This is a genomic window from Bifidobacterium sp. RTP21102st3_E2_RTP21102_210122, assembly GCF_040916945.1.
GTDB lineage: Bacteria > Actinomycetota > Actinomycetes > Actinomycetales > Bifidobacteriaceae > Bifidobacterium > Bifidobacterium longum.
Genome location: NZ_JBCPAN010000003.1, coordinates 138,002 through 156,744, shown reverse-complemented (window position 1 = coordinate 156,744; position 18,743 = coordinate 138,002). Strand labels below are relative to the sequence as shown.

Below are 18,743 nucleotides of genomic sequence, written 5' to 3'. Positions count from 1 at the left end.
ACGCCGAAATCGCCAATTTCACGATTCAGCGACTCCGTAATCCCGCAGTGTCAGACGGCGGGCATGGGCGGCGCGTTATGATCGTGGCCCCAACGCTTGGAGTCCGGAACCTCCATTTGGTCGCAGAGCACATTCCAGACCACGCGTGGCTCCTCCCCCGCGTCCAGCGCCTCGACCACGGTCATATTCGCCAGTTTGGGCATCCGTTGATCACGCGACAGCGAACGACCGTAGGTCCGACCGAACACCTCTTCAAGTAATTCCCAGAATTCCCGTTCACGCATACACGCCAGTGTGCCACCAACCGCAGGACAGCAAAAACCCGCATCGCCACAAGCGATACGGGTTCACAGCTAGACATAGATTACGGGACGCGGCTTCACACCGCCAACCGATCAGCCCTCGACCGAGTCGAGATAATCAGCCACCATGCGCAGCATGCGCGAAGTGGAGACTCCGAGCGCATCGGCGATGGAGCTCAGCAGTTCGGAGCTGGCTTCCTTCTGTCCACGTTCGACTTCGGAAAGGTAGCCTAGCGAAACGCCTGCCTTCTCGGAGACTTCACGCAACGTGCGGCGATCGCGCGTGCGCAGCTCGCGCAGCACATGACCGATAGCACCACGCAGCGAAAACTCGCGAGGCTCCTCCTCAGCCACCACGGGCTCGGCGGCGGCAGTCGGCTTGTACGACGGCGAATCCTCATCCCACATACGTTCACGAACGGCTTGACGCTGATCCTTGGCCTTCTTGGCGGCCTGTGCCTTGAGCACCTGCTGCTGGGCGAACATCACCGCACGGCGCTGGGCCGGAGTCAGTTCACGCATACGGGCGACACCCGGCTGCACAGCCATCGGCTTCTTGGCGGCCACATCCATCTGTTCGTTCACTCGGGTCATCGTTTCCATCGCCATCGCCCCTTCCCAGGTCGGTTCAGTGTTTCCACTATGTACAACACGACAACCCAACGGTTTTATTCCTTAAAACTTGCTGTGAATAGACTCAAGTTTTGCAGAACGTGGAATACGGTGAGGCGACGAACCTCTTCGCGCATGCCATCAAGATGGAGTTCGACGGCTTTGAGCACTTCGGCATGGTCCGCGGTGAGGCTTGCGGGGATGCGCAGGCCCACATACACCAGTCCGGCCGGCTTATCACCGTCCGGACCGGGGCCGGCCACGCCGGTGGTGGAAAGGCCGATGATTCGGTCGCCGTATTCCGGCTGGCTGTATAGGCGAGCGGTACCGATGGCCATCTGCCGGGCGACTTCGGGGTGTACGGCACCTTCTCGATCCAATAGGGCCTTGTCCACGTGCAGGATCGAGGCCTTGGCATTGATGTCGTAGGTGACAGCGGAGCCCAACAACACGTTGGAGGCGCCGGGAATACGCACGAACGCATCGGCAAGCAGGCCACCGGTCAGGGATTCAGCGCAGGCGATTTTCGTATTGTTCGCCTCGCAAATCTTGAGGATGCCGGCCGCGAGACTGTCGCACAATTCCCGCATTGGAATATCCGTCACTTCCGCTTCGGGGCGACGAACGTGTTGTACAGGTACACGGCACCCGAGTAGAGGCACAAGACCAATGCCACGTAGATGATGGCGTAGGTCAGGAAGTAGTAAGCGGTCATCCAGAACGGCGTGGCTTGTCCGTTACCCAGAGACCAGAACGGCAGCAGCAGCATGGACAGACCCACGCACTGGAATACGGTCTTGAGCTTGCCGGGCCATGCGGCGGCGATGACTTTGCCGCCCGGACGCTCCATGACGAAGAAACGCATAACGGTGATACCAATTTCGCGAATCAGGAACAGGATGGTTACCCACCAGCCGAGCTCGCCGAACGCGGAGCATACAATCATTGCGCCGCAAGTAAGCAGCTTATCCGCGATCGGATCCATGAGCTTGCCCATTTCGGTGACCTGATTGTATTTGCGGGCCATCCAACCGTCGATTTTATCGGTGGACGCGGCGATGATGAACAGCACCGCGGCGACCCAGCGCATGGTCAGGTTGTTCTCACCCCAGGCACCGGCGAGAATGTCGAGTGTCAGGAAAAACACCACGAGTACGATGCGCGAGTAGGTGACCAGGTTCGGCGGCGCGTTCCATCCGTCGAACAGCGATGATTTGGGCGATGACTGCTTGTCCATTGTGTTCTCATCCATAGTGTTCACGTTACCCCCACACTTCTACCTTGAGTGAGTATTGGCTGGATATTGACTGCCATTATTCGGGAATCAGGTTGCGTGCTGATGGCCGCGTGGCCGCGCTTCTCTCTCCGCCCCTTCGGGGCACCTCCCTCATCAGAGGAAGGTCGATGGGTGAATTATTCGCCGAGTTCGGGCTGTTGCGGGGCGGTGGCTTCGAGCGAGCTGGTTTCGCCTCGGATGAAGGCGAGCACCTGCGGCAGGTCCTGCGGCTGGACGAGCACTTCGCGGGCCTTCGAGCCTTCGGACGGCCCGACCACGCCACGCGATTCGAGCAGGTCCATGAGTCGGCCGGCCTTGGCGAAGCCGACCCTGAGCTTGCGCTGCAGCATCGAGGTGGAGCCGAATTGGCTGGTGACCACGAGTTCGGCGGCCTGCAGCAGCACGTCCATGTCGTCGCCGATCTCCTCGTCGGGCTCCATGCTGTCTTTCTTTTCGGCTTCCTTGGCCATCTGTTCGATGTCTTCGCGGTATTTCGGCTTGCGCTGGGTGCGCACGAACTCCACGGCCTTGCGAATCTCGGATTCGGACACCCACGAGCCCTGCACACGAATCGGCTTGGCGGAACCCATCGGCAGGAACAACGCATCGCCCTGACCAATCAGGGTCTCGGCACCGACCGTGTCAAGAATGACTCGCGAATCGGTGGCGGACGAGGTGGCGAACGCCAGTCGGGATGGAATGTTGGCCTTGATCAGACCGGTGACCACGTCCACGGACGGACGCTGGGTGGCGAGCACCAGATGCACACCGGCGGCTCGTGCCAGCTGGGTGATGCGCTGGATGGAGCTTTCCACATCGTTCTTGGCCACCATCATAAGGTCGGCCATCTCGTCGACCACCACGAGGATGTACGGATAGGGGGCCACCTTGCGCTGGGAGCCGGCGGGCGCATGTACCTTGCCGGCGCGCACGGCCTCGTTGAAGTCCTTGACGTGGCGGAATCCGAAGAATTCGAGGTCGGAGTAGCGTGCATCCATCTCTTTGACCACCCATTCGAGGGCCTGTGCGGCTTTCTTCGGATCGGTGATGATCGGGGTCAGCAGGTGCGGGATGCCTGCGTAGGCGGACAGTTCCACGCGCTTGGGATCCACCATGATCAGACGCACCTGTTCGGGCGTGGCACGCATGATGATCGAAGTGAGCATCGAGTTGATAAAACTCGACTTACCGGAACCGGTGGCACCGGCCACCAGCAGGTGCGGCATCTTGGTCAGGTCGGCGGTCACGAAGTGGCCTTCGACGTCCTTGCCGATGCCGGAGAGCATCGGGTTCGGGTCGCCCACGGCCTTGTCGGAGCGCAGTACGTCGCCCAAGTGCACGATTTCGCGATCCTCGTTCGGGATTTCGATGCCGATGGCGGATTTGCCGGGAATCGGTGAAAGGATACGCACATCCGAACTGGCCACCGCGTAGGCGATGTTGCGCTGCAGGTTGGTGACTTTCTCCACCTTGACGCCGGGGCCAAGCTCGACCTCATATTGGGTGACCGAGGGGCCACGCAGGAAGCCGACGACTTTGGCATCCACGTTGAACTGTTCGAAGGTGGAAGTCAGCGCCCGGATCACGCGATCGTTGGCCGGGGTGCGCATCGCATGGGGCTGGCCTTTGGTCAGCAGGTTCAGGTCGGGCAACTGATACGGCCTATTGGCGTCGTCGTCTGTATCGTTGCCGGCGGTGGCATTCGGCTGGCCGCCCGTATTGGGCACGCCCTGGCCGACTCCGCTGCCGTCCGCATCGGCACCCGCGTAGGCTCCGGTCGCGGCTGCCGCAGCCGCGGCACCGGCGGCTCCGGCCGCTCCCATCGCACCGGCTGCCCCTGCGAGCGCGACAGTACCGGCCTGGGCGGCACTGGGTGCCCACGGGTCGTCTACCGCTCCCCCACCGGGCATGGCGACGGTCTGGCCACTGGTGATGACGCGGGTTCGGGAAGCGTCGCCATCATCTGCATCGGCAGCAGGCACAGGGCTGGATAGGTGCGGACGGCCGTCGTACGAAGACGATGCAATGGTTCGCGCACCGATAATCTCGCCGGTCATCGGATCGACCACCGGGGTTTCGGCGGTGGCACCATGCTGGCTGGCGGCACGGTCGAATGGATCGTCGGCAGCATACTTGTCAAGAGTTTTGTCGTCTTCGGTCTTGGATTTGCGGCCGAACAGTCGTGCGAACAGGCTGGGCCGTGCATCGCCGGCCTGATCGTCGTCGTTGCCGTCATCGTCGCCGTCATGCGAGGGAACACCGTCGGCAAAGGCGAGAGTGGTATCTCCCACACGGACCTCGTTGGGAAACTGGCTGGCGCTCCCATCCGTCTCCTGGCCCATCGGCACATACGGTTTGCGCTGGATTTTAGCGGCGATTTTGCGCGCATCCTCCGGCAAATCGGTGACGTGGGTGCCGGTAATCATCAGCAAGGAGAACAGGCCGACGACCACGAAAATGATGATGGCGAACACGTTGGAAAGGCCCCAGGCGAGCGGTGAGCCGAGGAAGAAGCCGAACAGGCCGCCGGCGGATTGCAGAATCGTGATGTCGAATCCGGTGTGGTCGGCGGCGATCGCCACGTCGATGATCGAACAAATCGACCACATGAGCAGCACCCAACCGGTGACCACACGCGGGTTATTGGACCCTTTACCGGAATTGCGCATGAGTCGGAAGGCCACGGCGGCGAGCAACACCGGCAGCACGACGCTCATCAGACCAAGCACACCGGCCGCGATGGCGTGAAGCAGCTGGCCGAATGGACCGCTGACGCGGAACCATTCGGACGCGCAGAACAGTACGGCGAGCACGAGCAGCAGGAAGCACAAACCATCACGACGGTAGGCTGGATCGTATTCGCCGACGCCGGTGACGGCGCGTACGCCGGAGCCGAACGCGCGCGGAATCGCGAGCAGGATCTTCTTCCACAACGGCTCAGGTTCGAGGTCAAGCTCGGGCTGGACCTTGGTTTCGCCATCATGGGTAGACCCGTTGTCTTTGGATTTACGGGGTTTGGTGCTGTTGGAGGATGCTGTTCGTGCCATATCGGGTCTGATTCTACTAGTACGGGGGTGCATGGTTGGTGACGACACCGTGACGATATGGTCGATTGACGAATCCCGACAGCCGATTCGCCGCGTTCGTCTGAGTCGATTCCCCGCTGGGGCGCGAATATGCCTTATCATGGGTTGCATGACACCCGCAGAGCGTGCGAGCGCAGTCGCATTTGCACTCAAGAACTGCGCACTGGAAGCGATGACGCCGGGCGAGGCAACGATGCGCGCCGCGGCTGCCTACGAACGCGGCTTGAAGCCCGTGACCCATCTCATCGACGTGGCGGACGAACAGACCGCCATGCGTCTGCGCGCCGCCGCCGGCCCTGCCGGAAAGGATCGTCTGGCTGCCGGCAGTCTGGATGATCATGCCACGGATCGGGCGGATGCGGTGTTCGCACGTACCGTGTTGTTGGCGGAACGTCGATGGAATCCGTCTGGCGACTTGGATGAGCTGACCGCCATTCATAAGGGGCTGTTCGAAGGCGTGTTTGAGGATGCGGGCAAGTTGCGTACCTCAAACACCACACGTGAGGTGACGAACGACCGGGCTCGGGCCGCGAATCCTGAGGCGTTCTTCCCGGCTGGGCTCATTGAGACCGGCGCGCACAACATCGCGATGGAGTTGGCGGACAAGCGCAACCTGCATGCGTTGGATCGCGACGTGTTCGTTCACGCATTTGCTTCTATTTATGATGAGCTCGGTTATCTGCATCCGTTCCGTGGCGGCAATGCGATGGTGCTGCGTATATTCGGTTCACGCTTGGCGCATGACGCCGGCTGGGATCTCGACTGGGGCTCAGTGACGCGCGAAGAGTATCGCTCCGCCAAGCACTCGGCATATCGGGGCGACACGTCTGCACTGGAGACGATGTTCGACGCGATACTACGCCCGGCGAATCCGACGCGCGTGTTCTTGATCGCCGGCTGGAATCAGGGGCCTGCACACTGATTGCGGGTGATTGCATCGGCCTTTGGCTGATTCCTACGCCGTGATATCCCCCAGATGATGCTGGGTGTATTCGTCGGCTCGGGCGTCGATCGGGTCGTAGTCGCCGGCGTCGGCGTGCGCGATAATGGCCATCGCGTTGTCGACCAGTTTCGGGTTCAGGGCCTGCAGCCAGTGGATGCGCGGGTCACGGCCGAACCATCCCATCTGTTTGCGGGCGAGTCGCTTGGTTTTCTGTGCGATGTCCGCGAAGGCGTCGTTCACATCCCAGATGCCGTCCAGCAGGTCGATGATCTGCTGATAGCCGAGCGCACGTACGGCGGTGGCACCCAGATGCGGGCGCAACCGTTCGACTTCTTCGATGAACCCATCGTCATACATCTGCTTGGTGCGCAAATCGATGCGATGGTCCAAATCCGGGCGGTCCAGGTCGAGTCCGATCTGCACGGACGGAATCACGTACCGGTAGCGCGGCAGACTGGCCGAATACGGTTTGCCGGTAAGCTCGATGACCTCCAGCGCACGGATGGTGCGGCGTGGATTGCGTGGGTCCATGCGCGCGGCGGCCTCGGGGTCTTTGGCCCGCAACTCGTCGAACAAAGCACCGGCACCCTCGGTTTTCTCGCGTTCCTCAAGACGTGTGCGTACGTCGGGATCGGTGCCGGGGAAGGTGATGTCATCGATGGCCGCTCTGGCGTACAAGCCGGAGCCGCCGACGAGAATCGGCCGGATGCCACGTGATTGCAGGTCGGCGATGGTCTCGCGCGCAAGCTGCTGGAATCGGGCCACGCTCATCGTGTCTTCGGGGTCGATGATGTCGATGAGATGGTGCGGCACGGCCGCCTGTTCCTCGGCGGTGGGTTTGGCGGTGCCGATATCCATGCCACGGTACATCTGGTAGGCGTCCGCGTTCACGATTTCGGCCCGCTCCCCCGCTTCGGCCAGACGCCGGGCGATGGCGATGCCCAACCCCGTCTTGCCGGACGCGGTGGGACCGACGATGGAGACGACTCGTTGCGTCATATACGCCCCCCTCAGTGCCGCACGGAATAGGTCTGGCCGGCGGCCACGTCGGGGTCGGCAAGCAGATTATGGCGGCCGGCGTGTGTGACGGTGGCCGTGACGAAATCGCCGATTTCAGGTACCGGTTCGCCTTCAGGCACGCCGATGTGCACCAGCACGCCGGTTTTCTCGCGGCCGGTGACACGGTGGGTGTCGGTGTCCTTCTTGCCGAGTTTGCCGGTGATCATCACTTCGACGTCGCGGCCCTCGAATGTGGCGAGGTTCTCTTCGGTGATCTGCTCCTGCAACGCCACCAGACGGTCGAACCGGTCCTGCACCACGTCGCGCGGAATCTGTTCCATTGCGGCGGCCGGCGTGCCGGGGCGTGGCGAGTAGATGAACGTGAACGCCGAGGAGAAGCGCGCCTGGCGCACCACGTCCATGGTCTGCTGGAAGTCCTCTTCGGTTTCGCCGGGGAAGCCGACGATGATGTCGGTGGAGATCTGCGCGTCGGGCATGGCGGCGCGGATGCGGCCCAGTATGTCGAGGAACTTGGCGGAGCGGTAGGAGCGGCGCATCGCGCGCAGGATGCGGTCGGAGCCGGACTGCAGCGGGAAGTGCAGCTGGTGCATGATGTTCGGCGTTTCGGCCATCGCGGCGATGACGTCGTCGGTGAAGGCGGCCGGGTGCGGCGAGGTGAAGCGCACGCGTTCGAGACCGTCGATGGTGCCGCAGGCGCGCAACAGCTTGCTGAAAGCGTATCGATCGCCAATACCATAACCGAACGAATTCACGTTCTGGCCGAGAAGCGTAACCTCCTTGGCACCATCGGCCACACATTGGCGAATCTCATCAAGAATGTCACCGGGGCGGCGGTCCTTTTCCTTGCCTCGCGTGGTGGGCACAATACAGAACGTGCAGGTGTTATTGCAGCCCACGGAAATCGCCACCCACGAGCTGATGCGGGAGGCGCGGGCGGCGGGAAGCTGGCTCGGGAACTGCCGCAATTGTTCAGTGACCTGGACCTGCGCCTTGCCGGTCGCACGATTCTGATCCAACAGCTTGGGCAGATCTTCGATGTTCTTGGTACCGAACACCGCGGAAACCCATGGCGCAGTATCCGCGATCTTCTTGCGGTCAAGCTGGGCCATGCAGCCGCCAACGGCGATCTGCAGGTTCGGCCGAACCAGTTTGACGCGATTGAATCGGCCAATGGTGCCATACATGCGTTCGGCTGCGTTCTCGCGTACCGCACAGGTATTGAGCACCAGCAAATCGAGGTCATTGTCATTGATCTGGTCCTCGGTTGCAGGCACGTAGCCATTGGCCTCCAGCACGCCGGCGATGCGCTCGGAATCGTGCACGTTCATCTGGCAGCCGAGCGTATGGATATGGAACACGCCCTTGCCGCGTTTCCCCAGCAAACCATCGGTTCCATCGGCTGCAATCGAGGCGCGCTCCGCCTCGGTCATCATGTCTTCATTCATAACGACCGATTCTATCGACGGGGTTCGTCATGCTCCGGTCACGTATGCCATTGGTTGTCACGATGTCAAATTATGGGTTCTTGGAAAGATTCCCCGCGAACGTCCAGATTGGCTGGAATCCGCCGAGTATATTGGTGGACGTGATACTTGACCGACATAGCCGACTCAAAACCTCCGATCTGCAAGCCCGTCTCAAAGCGTTGGATCTTCCGGGAGGCACCTTCACTCCCGAACAGGTCGTTGAATTCGTTGACCTCATGCAGGTGTATGAAGGCGCGATGTACGAGATCAGCACCAAACTGGAGATTCTCGACGACGAGTTCCAGGTGCGGTTCAGCCATGACCCGATACATCATATGGAACGCCGTCTGAAGTCGGTGAGCTCGATCATCGGCAAACTGGAGCGCAAGGGTCTGCCGATCGGCGTCAATTCGATTAAGGACAATCTGTTCGATGTGGCCGGCATCCGCGTGATCTGTAATTACCGCGACGACGTGTATTCCGTGTCCAACTATCTGTCGTCGCAGTCCGATATTCAGGTGCTGCGCGTCAAGGATTACATCAAGAACCCGAAACAGAACGGGTATCGTTCATTGCACGTAATCTACGCGGTGCCCGTGTTCCTCTCCTCGGGCGCGCATTACACGCCGGTGGAGGTGCAGTTCCGCACCATCGCCATGGATTATTGGGCGTCGCTGGAGCATGCGCTGCGCTACAAGACCGATTTGCCGGACAACAAGCTCGCCGAGCATTCCCAGACGCTGCTCGACTGCGCGCGCTCATTGCAGAACATCGAGGTACAGATGCAGAACATCCACCGCGACATCAACGGCGCGCCGCAAGTGGGCGAAGCGCCTAAGACCTCGGACTGAGGTGCTATGGAATCGGCCTGCGGCCGATTCATTCACCGTTGCGGCCACTTCGGCAGCCTGGCCGGCGCTTGGGCCAGTAGGGTGCCGAGGAAGATGAGGGCGCAGCCGAGGTAGCCGCGCGGGGTCATCACTTCACCGAGAAGCAACGCACCGCCTACCGCCGAGAAGAACGATTCGAGGCTCATCAGCAGGCTGGCTCGCGTCGGTGGCACCCATTGCTGGCCGACCACCTGCAAGGTGTACGCGATGCCCACCGAGCCGATGCCGGCGTACAGAATCGGAATCCAGGAATGAGCAGCGCCGGCCCAGTCGACCGAGCCTTCGATCAGCGAACCCGCCCAGCTCAGCACGGCGGTGGTGCAGAACTGGCCGAATGAAAGCTTGATGGCGTCCACGGTGCCGCCCAAAGTATCGATCACCAGAATATGCACGGCGAACAGCACGGCCGTGAACACGAGCAGGATATCCGCCAGGCCGATCGAACCGAAACCATCGGTGATGCACAGCAGATAGAAGCCGGCGATGGACAGCGCCACGGCCACGAACACCAGCATGCCGATGCGCCGGCGCAGGAACACGAAGGCCAGCAACGGCACCATCACGATGTACATGGCGGTCAGGAATCCCGCACGGCCGGCCGATTTGCCGTACAGAATGCCATACTGCTGCAGGGTGCTGGCGGTGAACAGCACGATGCCGCAGATCACGGAAATGACCACCGGGTTGGCGAGCAATCGCGCCACGGCCGAATCGGGCTTGTTCGCATTCAGCTTGGCACCGGTGATGGTAACGACGTCGGATGCGCCGTTCGATGCGGCATCTGTGGAGACGGCCACGGATGCCTCGGTCCCAACGACATCGGCCCCGGCTGTATCGCCCTTATCCGCGCTCCCCCGGCCACGCATCCACAGCAGAATCGGCACCAAAGACAGTGCTCCCAGCGTGAAGCGCGCGGCGTTGAAGAACATCGGCGACATCGAATCCATGCCCTGGACCTGCGCCACGAACGCAAAACCCCAGATCAGCGCGGTCAACAACAGGCTCAGCATGCCTACGAGTTCTTGTCTTTTCACGGGGAGCCAGCCTAACGTGCGAATGTGACAGACATGAAAAAGCCCGGCCACAATGTGGTCGGGCTGTGACGTTTGACGGGCAGGCTACATGCCGCTCGCCAATCGGCTGTCGAGGCTAGTCCCTGTTGCCGAGCAGCTGCAGGATGTACAGGAACATGTTCACGAAGTCGAGGTACAGGTTCAGGGCGCACAGGATGGAGATCTTCTTGACCATTTCCGGGCCCTGGGCCTCGTATTCGGTCAGCAGCGCGCGCGTGGACTGCGCGTCGTAGATGGTCATGCCGGCGAACAGGATCAGGCCGATGGCGCAGACGATCTTGGTCATGCCGTCGACCTGCACGAAGGCGAGCACGATCTGCGAGATGATGAGCACAATCAGGCCGATCATCAGGATCGGGCCGGCCTTGAGCATGTTGAACTTGGTAGTCATGCCGAACATGGTCAGCGCAAAGAAGAACGCGGCGGTGACACCGAGTGCCACGCCGATCGAGCCGAGGTCGTAGACCATGAAGATCGAGCTCAAGGTGAAGCCCATCAATGCGGCGTACACATAGAACATGACGCGCGCGGTGGCCGACTTCATCTTGGTGACGCGCATGCCGAGCACCACGGCCAGGGCAATCTGCACCACGCACAGGCCGATGAGGCCCACCATGCCGGTGGCCATGAGGAAGCTGTAGTAGGCTCCAGTGATCTGGCCGAGCACGGCGACCACGGCGGTGACGAGGATGCCGATGGTCATCTCGCCGTACACCTTGGTCACTGAGACTCGGCGGGCTTCCTCATAGTTGTAGGTCATCGTCGTGTTGATGGTGGCCGCACCCGCGCCGGCACCGGCCGCATCCTGCGGCGCGTACTGGTAGGTGGGGGCGCCCTGCGGCTGGGCATAGTAGTTCTGGCCGTAACCGGACTGTGCGTATTGCTGGCCATATCCAGACTGTTGGGCGGCGTTGTAATCAGGCGTGTTGTATCGCGGGTTGTATTGCCCGTTGTTCTGGGGCTGCTGACCGAATGTCATAATCGCTCCTTTAGCGTTTGTTCCAGTACCAATCTTAGAGGAACAAAGCTGAACATTCCATGAATAGGATCGATCGGCTCGTTCTGCTCATCTCAAAGCGTAACGGGCGTTTCCACCATGCGCGTGGCATGCACTTGAGATTCGATTGGCATTCGACCGCAGCTTGGACCGCCGCGCGATTCACTGCAACGTGAAGGCATGCGTCACCTTGGTGTCTTGATCCGTTGATAGGAACGAAGTGACATACACCGTAATCGGTGAATCGTCTTGCAGCACATAGCCCAACGCCGAAATCGCCTCCCGTATGTTTATCTCGGAGCGTACGGCCAAGGCGCATCTCTCCTCCGCGGCGGACAAGCTCAATATGGGCCGCGTACAGATGGCGAGGCTGGTGGAGCGGGCCGATTTGCCGGCGCGACTGTAACACGTCCGGTTATCGAGCCATATCAGTCATAATGGAGAACATGAGTGAAGCGATTATTCGAACGTTACGTAAAGACGATTATCCGGCGCTGATCGACCTGGTGCGCCGCACTTGGTACGCCGAATATGATGAGCGGACCGGCTTGCTGGCAGCCGAGGCCGATTGGGAGAACTGTCTGGCACGTGTGACCACGGCCTTTGTCGCGGAGCTGGAAGATAAACCCGTCGCATTGATTGTGGGGCGTATCGACGAGCTCGACCATCGCAGCCCGCTGAACATGCACCGGCGTCATTCGTTGCGCAAGCTATTGCAACTGGCGTTTGCCCACGACGGCATGGCAGCTGCGAGCGAGATTCTCGGGACTCTTCATGTCGATAGGCAACTGCGTAAGCAGGCGGCGAACATTGGCCATGAGTATTCGGCTGAAGTGGTGCTGTTCGTACTTGATCCGGCGGCGCGCGGTCACGGTCTGGGCCGGCGCATGTTCGAGACGATGATGAGCGCATTCCACGCAGCCGGCATACGTCAGTACTTCCTATTCACGGATACCACGTGCGATGTCGGATTCTATGTACATCGCGGCCTGACGCAGGTGTGCGAGCAGTCACTGCCCGCATCCGGGCCGGGAGAAAACCCGTCTTCGTTCTACTTGTACGAGGGGTCGGTGCCCGAGCCAGCGTGATGCGCCCGCCGCCGGGCGAACACTGGTAGGCTTGAGCACAGTCGGCACGTCGGCATACCGTCCAAAGGCCGGCGACGAAGGGATTGACATGGCAATCAGCGCGAAGGAACTACCACTCGGGAAAGTGTTCACCCCGGATTTCCGGTTCACAATCCCCTCATTCCAGCGGGCCTACATATGGAAGGCCGAGAACATCCTGCAACTGGTAAGCGACTTGGATGACGCCTGCAAGTCACCCGGTACCCCGTACTTTCTCGGCTCGCTGATTCTGGTGCGCGAGGGCGATAACCGTTATGACGTGATCGACGGGCAGCAGCGGCTGGTATCCCTGTCGATCATCATCGCCGTGCTGCGCGATCTGGAGCGAGACCCGGACCTCATGTGCCAACTCGACGCGCTGCTGGTGGAGCCCGGCGACAAGCTGCGCGGCATCGTCACCGAGCCTCGCCTCACGTTGCGCGAGCGCGACGCGGCGTTCTTCCGCGAACACGTGCAGGAGGACAACCTCGAATCCGTGTTCGACATGAACGATGACGATCTGGCGACCGCTGCGCAACGCAATATCGTCGCCAACATCCGCAAGACGTACGACGAGATCTCCAATTGGTCGGCATCCGAACGCCAGCAATTCGCGCAGTATCTGGTCAACGAGGTGACGCTCGTCATCGTGACCACCGACGATCTCGACGGCGCGCATCGCATCTTCGACGTGATGAACATGCGCGGCCTGCCGCTCACCCCGTCCGACGTGTTCAAGGCGCGCGCCACGGCCAGCCTGTCGACCGCCGAACTTGACGTGTACGCAGCCCGTTGGGATGACATCATTGACCCGATCGGCGACGATCCGCATGACTGTGAGGAATTCTTCGCCTATCTGCATCTCGTGCTCACGCACAAGCCAGCCACCGACAAGCTCATCGAGGATTTTCTGGCCGACGTGCTGCAACCGTACATCGACAAAGGCACAGTGCCCACGTTCATCAACCAAGTACTGGCACCCTATGCGATGGCATGGCGGATCATCGCACGCCCCAGCGATACCGTACTGCCCGCCGAGGTGCGTAGCCGGCTTGAGGGATTGGATGATTACCGCAGCCACGAGTGGAAGCCCGTGGCCATGTGGGCGTTGGTCAATTCGTATCGCGGGCTGGGCGACGCCGATTTGTCGCCGTTTGTGGTTCGTGCCTCGCGTATCGCCAGAACCACGGCCACGCTGGAATCGTTGGGTGCCCATGACGAGCGTCGGCTGCTGGAAATTCTGACCGCATTGGAACAGGTGACCGGCATCCGCACGCTGAATCGCACTGGAGCGTTGGAGCGGCGCGGTTATGCGAACGCCGCCATCCGTGATCTTGACAAGGGCTATTTGGTCCAGCGCGTGAACGGGTTGCATGTCTCGGACGGCGACCGTGAAGGCGCATTGGTCCGTTTGCATGGCGAGATGCAGGGTGACGGCGATTTGGTCCGTCTGCTGCTGATTCGCGCCAACGAGCAGAAGGCCGGCATGCAGTTGGATCGACCACGCCGGTTCAGTGCGCTGCCGATTATGCCGTTGGATATCGAACGGTCGAAATCGTTTGCGGACTGGCCGCAGGATCAGCATGATTTCTGGATGTACCGACTCGGCAATATGGCGCTGGTGCAGGGCCCTGAGGATCAGTTGGACAGGTTGAGTGAATATCCGGCACGTCGCGACCGCATGCTGCTGCGCGCGGATTCGCGTCGTTTCCCGCTGACCAATCAGTTGAAGGATTTCGCTGACTGCACACCCGCATTGCTGGAAGCGCGGCAGGAAGAGGCGGTCCGACTCATCGTGGAATACTGGGGCATCCGGTATGACAAGGACGCCCGCGATCTGACCAAGCAGAATGTCGATGAGTTGTCGAAGACTTCTCCACGGCCGTCTCATAGTTCGCGGCGCGTCACGATCCGGCAGGTGATTGACGCGGGTCTTCTGGTGCCGGGCGAACGTCTGGTGTGGGAGCGGCCGCGCAAGGGCGAGCGCTGGTTTGCCACGGTCACCGAAAACGGTCGTCTCCGTCTGGATGACGGCTCCGAATATCCGACTCCGACCGCCGCGGCCCGTGCCGCCGCCGGAGGACGTCGCGGCGGCGGTCTGGACGTGTGGAAGCGCACGCGTAACGGCCAGAAGCTCAGTGACATCTGGAAGCAGTTCCGTCTGCAGGCGCAGTAGGCTACAGTAAGCCGGCACGTCATTGGTGGCTCCCCCTCCGTGAGGGGAGCCACACGCTCATTTATTCCAGCGCCGCCACGATTTCAGCCGGTGTTTTGCAATATTCGGGAAAATGACTGATTAATTCGGCATCCGATGTGACCACACAGTTGGCACCGGATTGTTGCGCGGCAACGATGATCAGATCATCTTCAAAATCCCGATGCCGTTTTTGCAGGGAAAAAGCCTTATCACATGTCGACTCATCGACAGCGACGATGTCACACATCTCCTTCACCTGCTCGATACAACGCCATGGCACCCGTGACGACAGAAAGCCGCGAGTGAAATTCTCCACTTCCGATTCATTCGGTTTGAATTCCCTACGAATCGCCGATGATGATAGGTATGCGATATCCTTCAGCGACAATGACGCGCACAACAACGTAATGTTGTTCTTCGCGCCAAGTTCCATAACCGCTTCCGCCATCTTGGCGTGATCATCGCGATGGAGCAAATAGTCCAACAGTACGTTGGTATCGAGCAAAATACGCTGCATGGAAACGTCGGTCATCAATCGGCCCTCTTCATGTTGTAATACGCATCAAGTTGCTCGTCGTACATTTTGTCGCGGAACTGCTTGTAGGTAAGGCCTTCCATGAGGTCGGTGTCTTCTGAGATCAGTCCGGCCTTGACCAGTTCCTTGTGTACGTATCCGGCACCTTCTCGAATCAGTTTCAGCTTGCGCTGCTTTTCCTCCTCGCGGGCTTGCTCTTCGGCGGTCGTTTCCAATGCCGGCACTTCCTTGCGGTCGGCGATGTACAACCACAGCGACCGGATTACGTCACTCACCGATACGCCTTTGCCCTTGAGGACTTCTTCGACCTCGTTCTTCAGTTTCGCATCAATGCGAACGTTCATTTGGACCATGGTCATGGCAACCTCCATTTCGAAGATGCTATACAGTATAGCATTTTGGCATGCGTGGAAAAGGCCGGTATCCGTTGGCGGATACCGGCCTTGCTCTCCTCAGTCAGCTTCGCTGACAGCTCCCCTCAAGAGAGGGGAGCCAAGAAGGTGGTTACTTCATGAGGTTGCGCAGCACGTACTGGAGGATGCCGCCGTTACGGTAGTAGTCGGCCTCACCGGGCGTGTCGATGCGGACCACCGCGTCGAACTCGGTCTTGGAGCCGTCCTCGTGGGTGGCGGTGACGTGGACCGTCTTGGGGGTCACGCCCTCGTTAAGCTTCTCGACGCCGGCGATATCGTAGGTCTCGGTGCCGTTGAGGCCCAGGGACTCATAGGATTCGCCTGCCGGGAACTGCAGCGGCAGCACGCCCATGCCGATCAGGTTGGAGCGGTGGATGCGCTCGAAGCTTTCGGTGATCACGGCCTTGACGCCGAGCATCACCGTGCCCTTGGCGGCCCAGTCGCGCGAGGAGCCGGTGCCGTATTCCTTGCCGGCGAGCACCACGAGCGGCACCTTGTTGTCGATGTAGTCGCGGGAGGCTTCGAAGATCGTGGTCGGCTTCTTGGCGAGGAAGTCGTAGGTGAAGCCGCCAGGCGTCACCTCCTCGCCCACGGAGGCGAGCAGCTGGTTGCGCAGACGGATGTTGCCGAACGTGCCGCGCACCATGATCTCGTGGTTGCCTCGGCGAGAACCGTAAGAGTTGAAGTTCTTCGGCTCCACGCCGCGCTCGGTCAGATACTTGCCGGCCGGGCTGGAGGCCTTGAACGCGCCTGCCGGGGAGATGTGGTCGGTGGTGACCGAGTCGCCCAGGAGGGCCAGCACACGGGCGCCGTGGATATCGGCGACCGGGTCCGGCGTGGCCTTCATGCCGTCGAAGAAGGTTTGCTTGCGCACATAGGTGGACTTGTCGTTCCACGCGAACAGCTCGCCTTCCGGCACGTCGAGGCCCTTCCAGCGGTGGTCGCCGTCGAACACGGAGGCGTAGTCCTTGAGGAACATCTCGCGGCTCACGCTGCCGTCGACCACGGCGGCGACCTCGGCATTGGTGGGCCAGATGTCCTTCAAGTACACGTCGTTGCCGTCCGCGTCGGTGCCGAGCGGCTGGGTCTCGAAGTCGAAGTCCATCGTGCCGGCGAGCGCGTAGGCGATGACCAGCGGCGGGGAGGCCAGGTAGTTCATCTTGACGTCCGGGCTGATGCGGCCTTCGAAGTTGCGGTTGCCGGAAAGCACGGCGGTGACGGTCAGGTCGTTGGCGTTGATCGCCTCGGAAATCTCGGGCAGCAGCGGGCCGGAGTTGCCGATGCAGGTGGCGCAGCCGAAGCCGACGAGCTGGTAGCCGAGTGCATCGAGGTCGTCCTGCAGCCCCGCGGCCTTGAGGTAGTCGGCCACGACCTGCGAGCCGGGAGCCAGCGAGGTCTTGACCCAGGGCTTGGGCTTAAGGCCCTTGGCATGTGCGTTGCGGGCGATCAGGCCGGCGGCGATCATCACGGACGGGTTGGAGGTGTTGGTGCATGAGGTGATCGAGGCGATGGCCACGTCGCCGTTTTCGATGTCGAAATCGCCACGGAAGTCGGTGGACACGGCCACCGGATCCTTGACGGTCTTCTCGGTCTCGTAGGCGGGGGCGGTCTTCTCGAACATGCTCTTGGCTTCGGACAGCAGAATGCGGTCCTGCGGGCGCTTCGGGCCAGCGATGGACGGCACCACGGTACCGAGGTCGAGTTCCTCGTATTCGGAGTACTGCGGTTCCACGTAATCCGGGTCGGAAGCGTCGCCCCACAGCTTGTTGGCCTTGGCGTAGGCTTCGACCAACGCGACCTGCTCTTCGGAGCGGCCGGTCAGGCGCAGGTAGTCGAGCGTGACATTGTCAATCGGGAAGATGCCGCAGGTGGAGCCGAACTCGGGGCCCATGTTGCCGATGGTGGCGCGGTTGGCCAGCGGCACGGAGGCGATGCCTTCGCCGTAGAATTCCACGAACTTACCGACCACGCCGTGCTTGCGGAGCATGTCGGTGATGGTCAGGACCACATCGGTGGCGGTAACGCCCTCCGGGATGGAGCCGGTGAGCTTGAAGCCGACCACGCGCGGCACGAGCATGGAGATCGGCTGGCCGAGCATGGCGGCCTCGGCCTCGATGCCGCCGACGCCCCAGCCGAGCACGCCCAGACCGTTTTCGGTGGTGGTGTGCGAGTCGGTGCCCACGCAGGAGTCGAGGTAGGCGAGCGCGTTGCCGTTGGCCTCGGCCTTGCTCATGACCACCTTGGCCAAGTATTCGATGTTGACCTGGTGGATAATGCCGGTTCCCGGCGGCACCACGCGGAAGTTCTTGAATGCCTGCTGACCCCAGCGCAGGAACTGGTAGCGTTCGCCGTTGCGCTGGTACTCGATGTCCATGTTTTGCTGGACCGCGTCGGCGATGCCGTACTTGTCGATCTGCACGGAGTGGTCGATGACCATGTCGGACTGGACCTGCGGGTTGATGACCTCCGGGTCGCCGCCGAGGTCCTTGACCGCGTCACGCATGGTGGCGAGGTCCACGATGCAGGGCACGCCGGTGAAGTCCTGCATGATCACGCGGGACGGCGTGAACTGGATTTCGTGGCTGGGTTCGGCGTTCGGATCCCAGTCGAGCAGGGTCTTGACGTGCTCGTCGGTGATGTTGGCACCGTCGATGTTGCGCACCAGATTCTCGACCAGTACCTTCAGCGAGTACGGCAGATGATCGATGCCGTCGAGATTGGCGATGTTGTAGTAATCGAAGTCCTTGCCGGCTGCCTTGAGGGTAGCCAGCTGGTCGTCGCGTAAGGACATGCTTCCTCCGAAATCATGAATCGGCTTATGATGCCG

The 18,743-nt window shown here is 61.1% G+C and carries 16 protein-coding genes and 2 pseudogenes; 5 read left to right on the top strand and 13 right to left on the bottom strand.

Annotation, left to right across the window (positions count from 1 at the left end):
- Window positions 1-50: 50 nt before the first annotated feature.
- The 5 genes from AB5287_RS04510 to AB5287_RS04490 form a co-directional block, all read right to left on the bottom strand.
- Window positions 51-284 carry a DUF3046 domain-containing protein gene (locus tag AB5287_RS04510; protein WP_007052642.1) on the bottom strand — a complete coding sequence of 78 codons (234 nt, stop codon included), beginning with the start codon at window positions 282-284 and terminating at the stop codon, window positions 51-53.
- Window positions 285-395: 111 nt separating this feature from the next.
- Window positions 396-911, bottom strand: coding sequence for a helix-turn-helix domain-containing protein (locus tag AB5287_RS04505; protein ID WP_007052641.1), 516 nt, complete (start codon window positions 909-911; stop codon window positions 396-398).
- A 59-nt stretch (window positions 912-970) separates the two neighbouring features.
- Window positions 971-1,504 (bottom strand): CinA family protein, encoded by a 534-nt coding sequence (locus AB5287_RS04500; protein ID WP_007054477.1) that lies wholly within the window; start codon window positions 1,502-1,504, stop codon window positions 971-973.
- An 11-nt stretch (window positions 1,505-1,515) separates the two neighbouring features.
- Complete coding sequence (pgsA, locus tag AB5287_RS04495) at window positions 1,516-2,166, bottom strand: CDP-diacylglycerol--glycerol-3-phosphate 3-phosphatidyltransferase (protein ID WP_007058588.1); 651 nt, start codon at window positions 2,164-2,166, stop codon at window positions 1,516-1,518.
- 161 nt (window positions 2,167-2,327) lie between these two features.
- Window positions 2,328-5,237 carry a DNA translocase FtsK gene (locus AB5287_RS04490; protein ID WP_032684923.1) on the bottom strand — a complete coding sequence of 970 codons (2,910 nt, stop codon included), beginning with the start codon at window positions 5,235-5,237 and terminating at the stop codon, window positions 2,328-2,330.
- Between the two features lie 211 nt (window positions 5,238-5,448).
- On the opposite strand from AB5287_RS04490, the gene AB5287_RS04485 reads away from it, so the two are divergent.
- A complete protein-coding gene (locus AB5287_RS04485; protein WP_032684924.1) occupies window positions 5,449-6,198 on the top strand; it encodes a Fic family protein in 750 nt (249 codons plus the stop codon).
- Window positions 6,199-6,231: 33 nt separating this feature from the next.
- Here AB5287_RS04485 and miaA read toward each other — a convergent pair whose 3' ends face one another.
- Both miaA and miaB read right to left on the bottom strand, forming a co-directional pair.
- Window positions 6,232-7,218 (bottom strand): tRNA (adenosine(37)-N6)-dimethylallyltransferase MiaA, encoded by a 987-nt coding sequence (gene miaA / locus AB5287_RS04480; RefSeq protein ID WP_007052636.1) that lies wholly within the window; start codon window positions 7,216-7,218, stop codon window positions 6,232-6,234.
- An 11-nt stretch (window positions 7,219-7,229) separates the two neighbouring features.
- Complete coding sequence (gene miaB, locus AB5287_RS04475) at window positions 7,230-8,684, bottom strand: tRNA (N6-isopentenyl adenosine(37)-C2)-methylthiotransferase MiaB (protein ID WP_007052635.1); 1,455 nt, start codon at window positions 8,682-8,684, stop codon at window positions 7,230-7,232.
- Between the two features lie 131 nt (window positions 8,685-8,815).
- On the opposite strand from miaB, the gene AB5287_RS04470 reads away from it, so the two are divergent.
- Complete coding sequence (locus AB5287_RS04470; RefSeq protein WP_007056209.1) at window positions 8,816-9,556, top strand: GTP pyrophosphokinase family protein; 741 nt, start codon at window positions 8,816-8,818, stop codon at window positions 9,554-9,556.
- 32 nt (window positions 9,557-9,588) lie between these two features.
- On the opposite strand, the gene AB5287_RS04465 is transcribed toward AB5287_RS04470, so the two are convergent.
- From AB5287_RS04465 to AB5287_RS04455, 3 genes and pseudogenes are all read right to left on the bottom strand, one after another.
- Window positions 9,589-10,605, bottom strand: a complete 1,017-nt coding sequence (locus AB5287_RS04465) for a DMT family transporter (RefSeq protein ID WP_007052632.1) — start codon at window positions 10,603-10,605, stop codon at window positions 9,589-9,591.
- Between the two features lie 139 nt (window positions 10,606-10,744).
- Window positions 10,745-11,647, bottom strand: coding sequence for a Bax inhibitor-1 family protein (locus AB5287_RS04460; protein WP_368220753.1), 903 nt, complete (start codon window positions 11,645-11,647; stop codon window positions 10,745-10,747).
- Between the two features lie 180 nt (window positions 11,648-11,827).
- Window positions 11,828-11,932: pseudogene (locus tag AB5287_RS04455) on the bottom strand (DUF5067 domain-containing protein); the annotation flags it as partial.
- Here AB5287_RS04455 and AB5287_RS04450 point away from each other — a divergent pair.
- The 3 genes and pseudogenes from AB5287_RS04450 to AB5287_RS04440 form a co-directional block, all read left to right on the top strand.
- A pseudogene (locus AB5287_RS04450) lies at window positions 11,931-12,071 on the top strand (LuxR C-terminal-related transcriptional regulator); the annotation flags it as partial. The pseudogenes AB5287_RS04455 and AB5287_RS04450 sit on opposite strands and share 2 nt — an antisense overlap.
- Window positions 12,072-12,111: 40 nt before the next feature.
- Window positions 12,112-12,753, top strand: coding sequence for a GNAT family N-acetyltransferase (locus AB5287_RS04445; RefSeq protein ID WP_029679476.1), 642 nt, complete (start codon window positions 12,112-12,114; stop codon window positions 12,751-12,753).
- 88 nt (window positions 12,754-12,841) lie between these two features.
- Window positions 12,842-14,947, top strand: coding sequence for a DUF262 domain-containing protein (locus AB5287_RS04440; protein WP_368220751.1), 2,106 nt, complete (start codon window positions 12,842-12,844; stop codon window positions 14,945-14,947).
- Window positions 14,948-15,008: 61 nt separating this feature from the next.
- Here AB5287_RS04440 and AB5287_RS04435 read toward each other — a convergent pair whose 3' ends face one another.
- The 3 genes from AB5287_RS04435 to acnA form a co-directional block, all read right to left on the bottom strand.
- Window positions 15,009-15,500 carry a PIN domain-containing protein gene (locus AB5287_RS04435; RefSeq protein ID WP_007054468.1) on the bottom strand — a complete coding sequence of 164 codons (492 nt, stop codon included), beginning with the start codon at window positions 15,498-15,500 and terminating at the stop codon, window positions 15,009-15,011.
- Window positions 15,500-15,862, bottom strand: a complete 363-nt coding sequence (locus AB5287_RS04430; RefSeq protein ID WP_008783109.1) for a type II toxin-antitoxin system RelB/DinJ family antitoxin — start codon at window positions 15,860-15,862, stop codon at window positions 15,500-15,502. Before AB5287_RS04430 ends, AB5287_RS04435 begins: the two co-directional genes overlap by 1 nt.
- A 145-nt stretch (window positions 15,863-16,007) precedes the next feature.
- The gene (gene acnA, locus AB5287_RS04425) at window positions 16,008-18,707 is read right to left on the bottom strand and encodes an aconitate hydratase AcnA (RefSeq protein WP_007054466.1); all 2,700 of its coding nucleotides are present in this window, start codon (window positions 18,705-18,707) and stop codon (window positions 16,008-16,010) included.
- Window positions 18,708-18,743 lie beyond the last annotated feature (36 nt).

Coding starts and splice junctions, on each gene's coding strand:
- AB5287_RS04510 (WP_007052642.1), bottom strand. CDS start 284: ATGCGTGAACGGGAATTCTGGGAATTACTTGAAGAGGTGTTCGGTCGG.
- AB5287_RS04505 (WP_007052641.1), bottom strand. CDS start 911: ATGGCGATGGAAACGATGACCCGAGTGAACGAACAGATGGATGTGGCC.
- AB5287_RS04500 (WP_007054477.1), bottom strand. CDS start 1,504: ATGCGGGAATTGTGCGACAGTCTCGCGGCCGGCATCCTCAAGATTTGC.
- pgsA (WP_007058588.1), bottom strand. CDS start 2,166: ATGGATGAGAACACAATGGACAAGCAGTCATCGCCCAAATCATCGCTG.
- AB5287_RS04490 (WP_032684923.1), bottom strand. CDS start 5,237: ATGGCACGAACAGCATCCTCCAACAGCACCAAACCCCGTAAATCCAAA.
- AB5287_RS04485 (WP_032684924.1), top strand. CDS start 5,449: ATGACGCCGGGCGAGGCAACGATGCGCGCCGCGGCTGCCTACGAACGC.
- miaA (WP_007052636.1), bottom strand. CDS start 7,218: ATGACGCAACGAGTCGTCTCCATCGTCGGTCCCACCGCGTCCGGCAAG.
- miaB (WP_007052635.1), bottom strand. CDS start 8,684: ATGAATGAAGACATGATGACCGAGGCGGAGCGCGCCTCGATTGCAGCC.
- AB5287_RS04465 (WP_007052632.1), bottom strand. CDS start 10,605: ATGCTGAGCCTGTTGTTGACCGCGCTGATCTGGGGTTTTGCGTTCGTG.
- AB5287_RS04460 (WP_368220753.1), bottom strand. CDS start 11,647: ATGACATTCGGTCAGCAGCCCCAGAACAACGGGCAATACAACCCGCGA.
- AB5287_RS04445 (WP_029679476.1), top strand. CDS start 12,112: ATGAGTGAAGCGATTATTCGAACGTTACGTAAAGACGATTATCCGGCG.
- AB5287_RS04440 (WP_368220751.1), top strand. CDS start 12,842: ATGGCAATCAGCGCGAAGGAACTACCACTCGGGAAAGTGTTCACCCCG.
- AB5287_RS04435 (WP_007054468.1), bottom strand. CDS start 15,500: ATGACCGACGTTTCCATGCAGCGTATTTTGCTCGATACCAACGTACTG.
- AB5287_RS04430 (WP_008783109.1), bottom strand. CDS start 15,862: ATGACCATGGTCCAAATGAACGTTCGCATTGATGCGAAACTGAAGAAC.
- acnA (WP_007054466.1), bottom strand. CDS start 18,707: ATGTCCTTACGCGACGACCAGCTGGCTACCCTCAAGGCAGCCGGCAAG.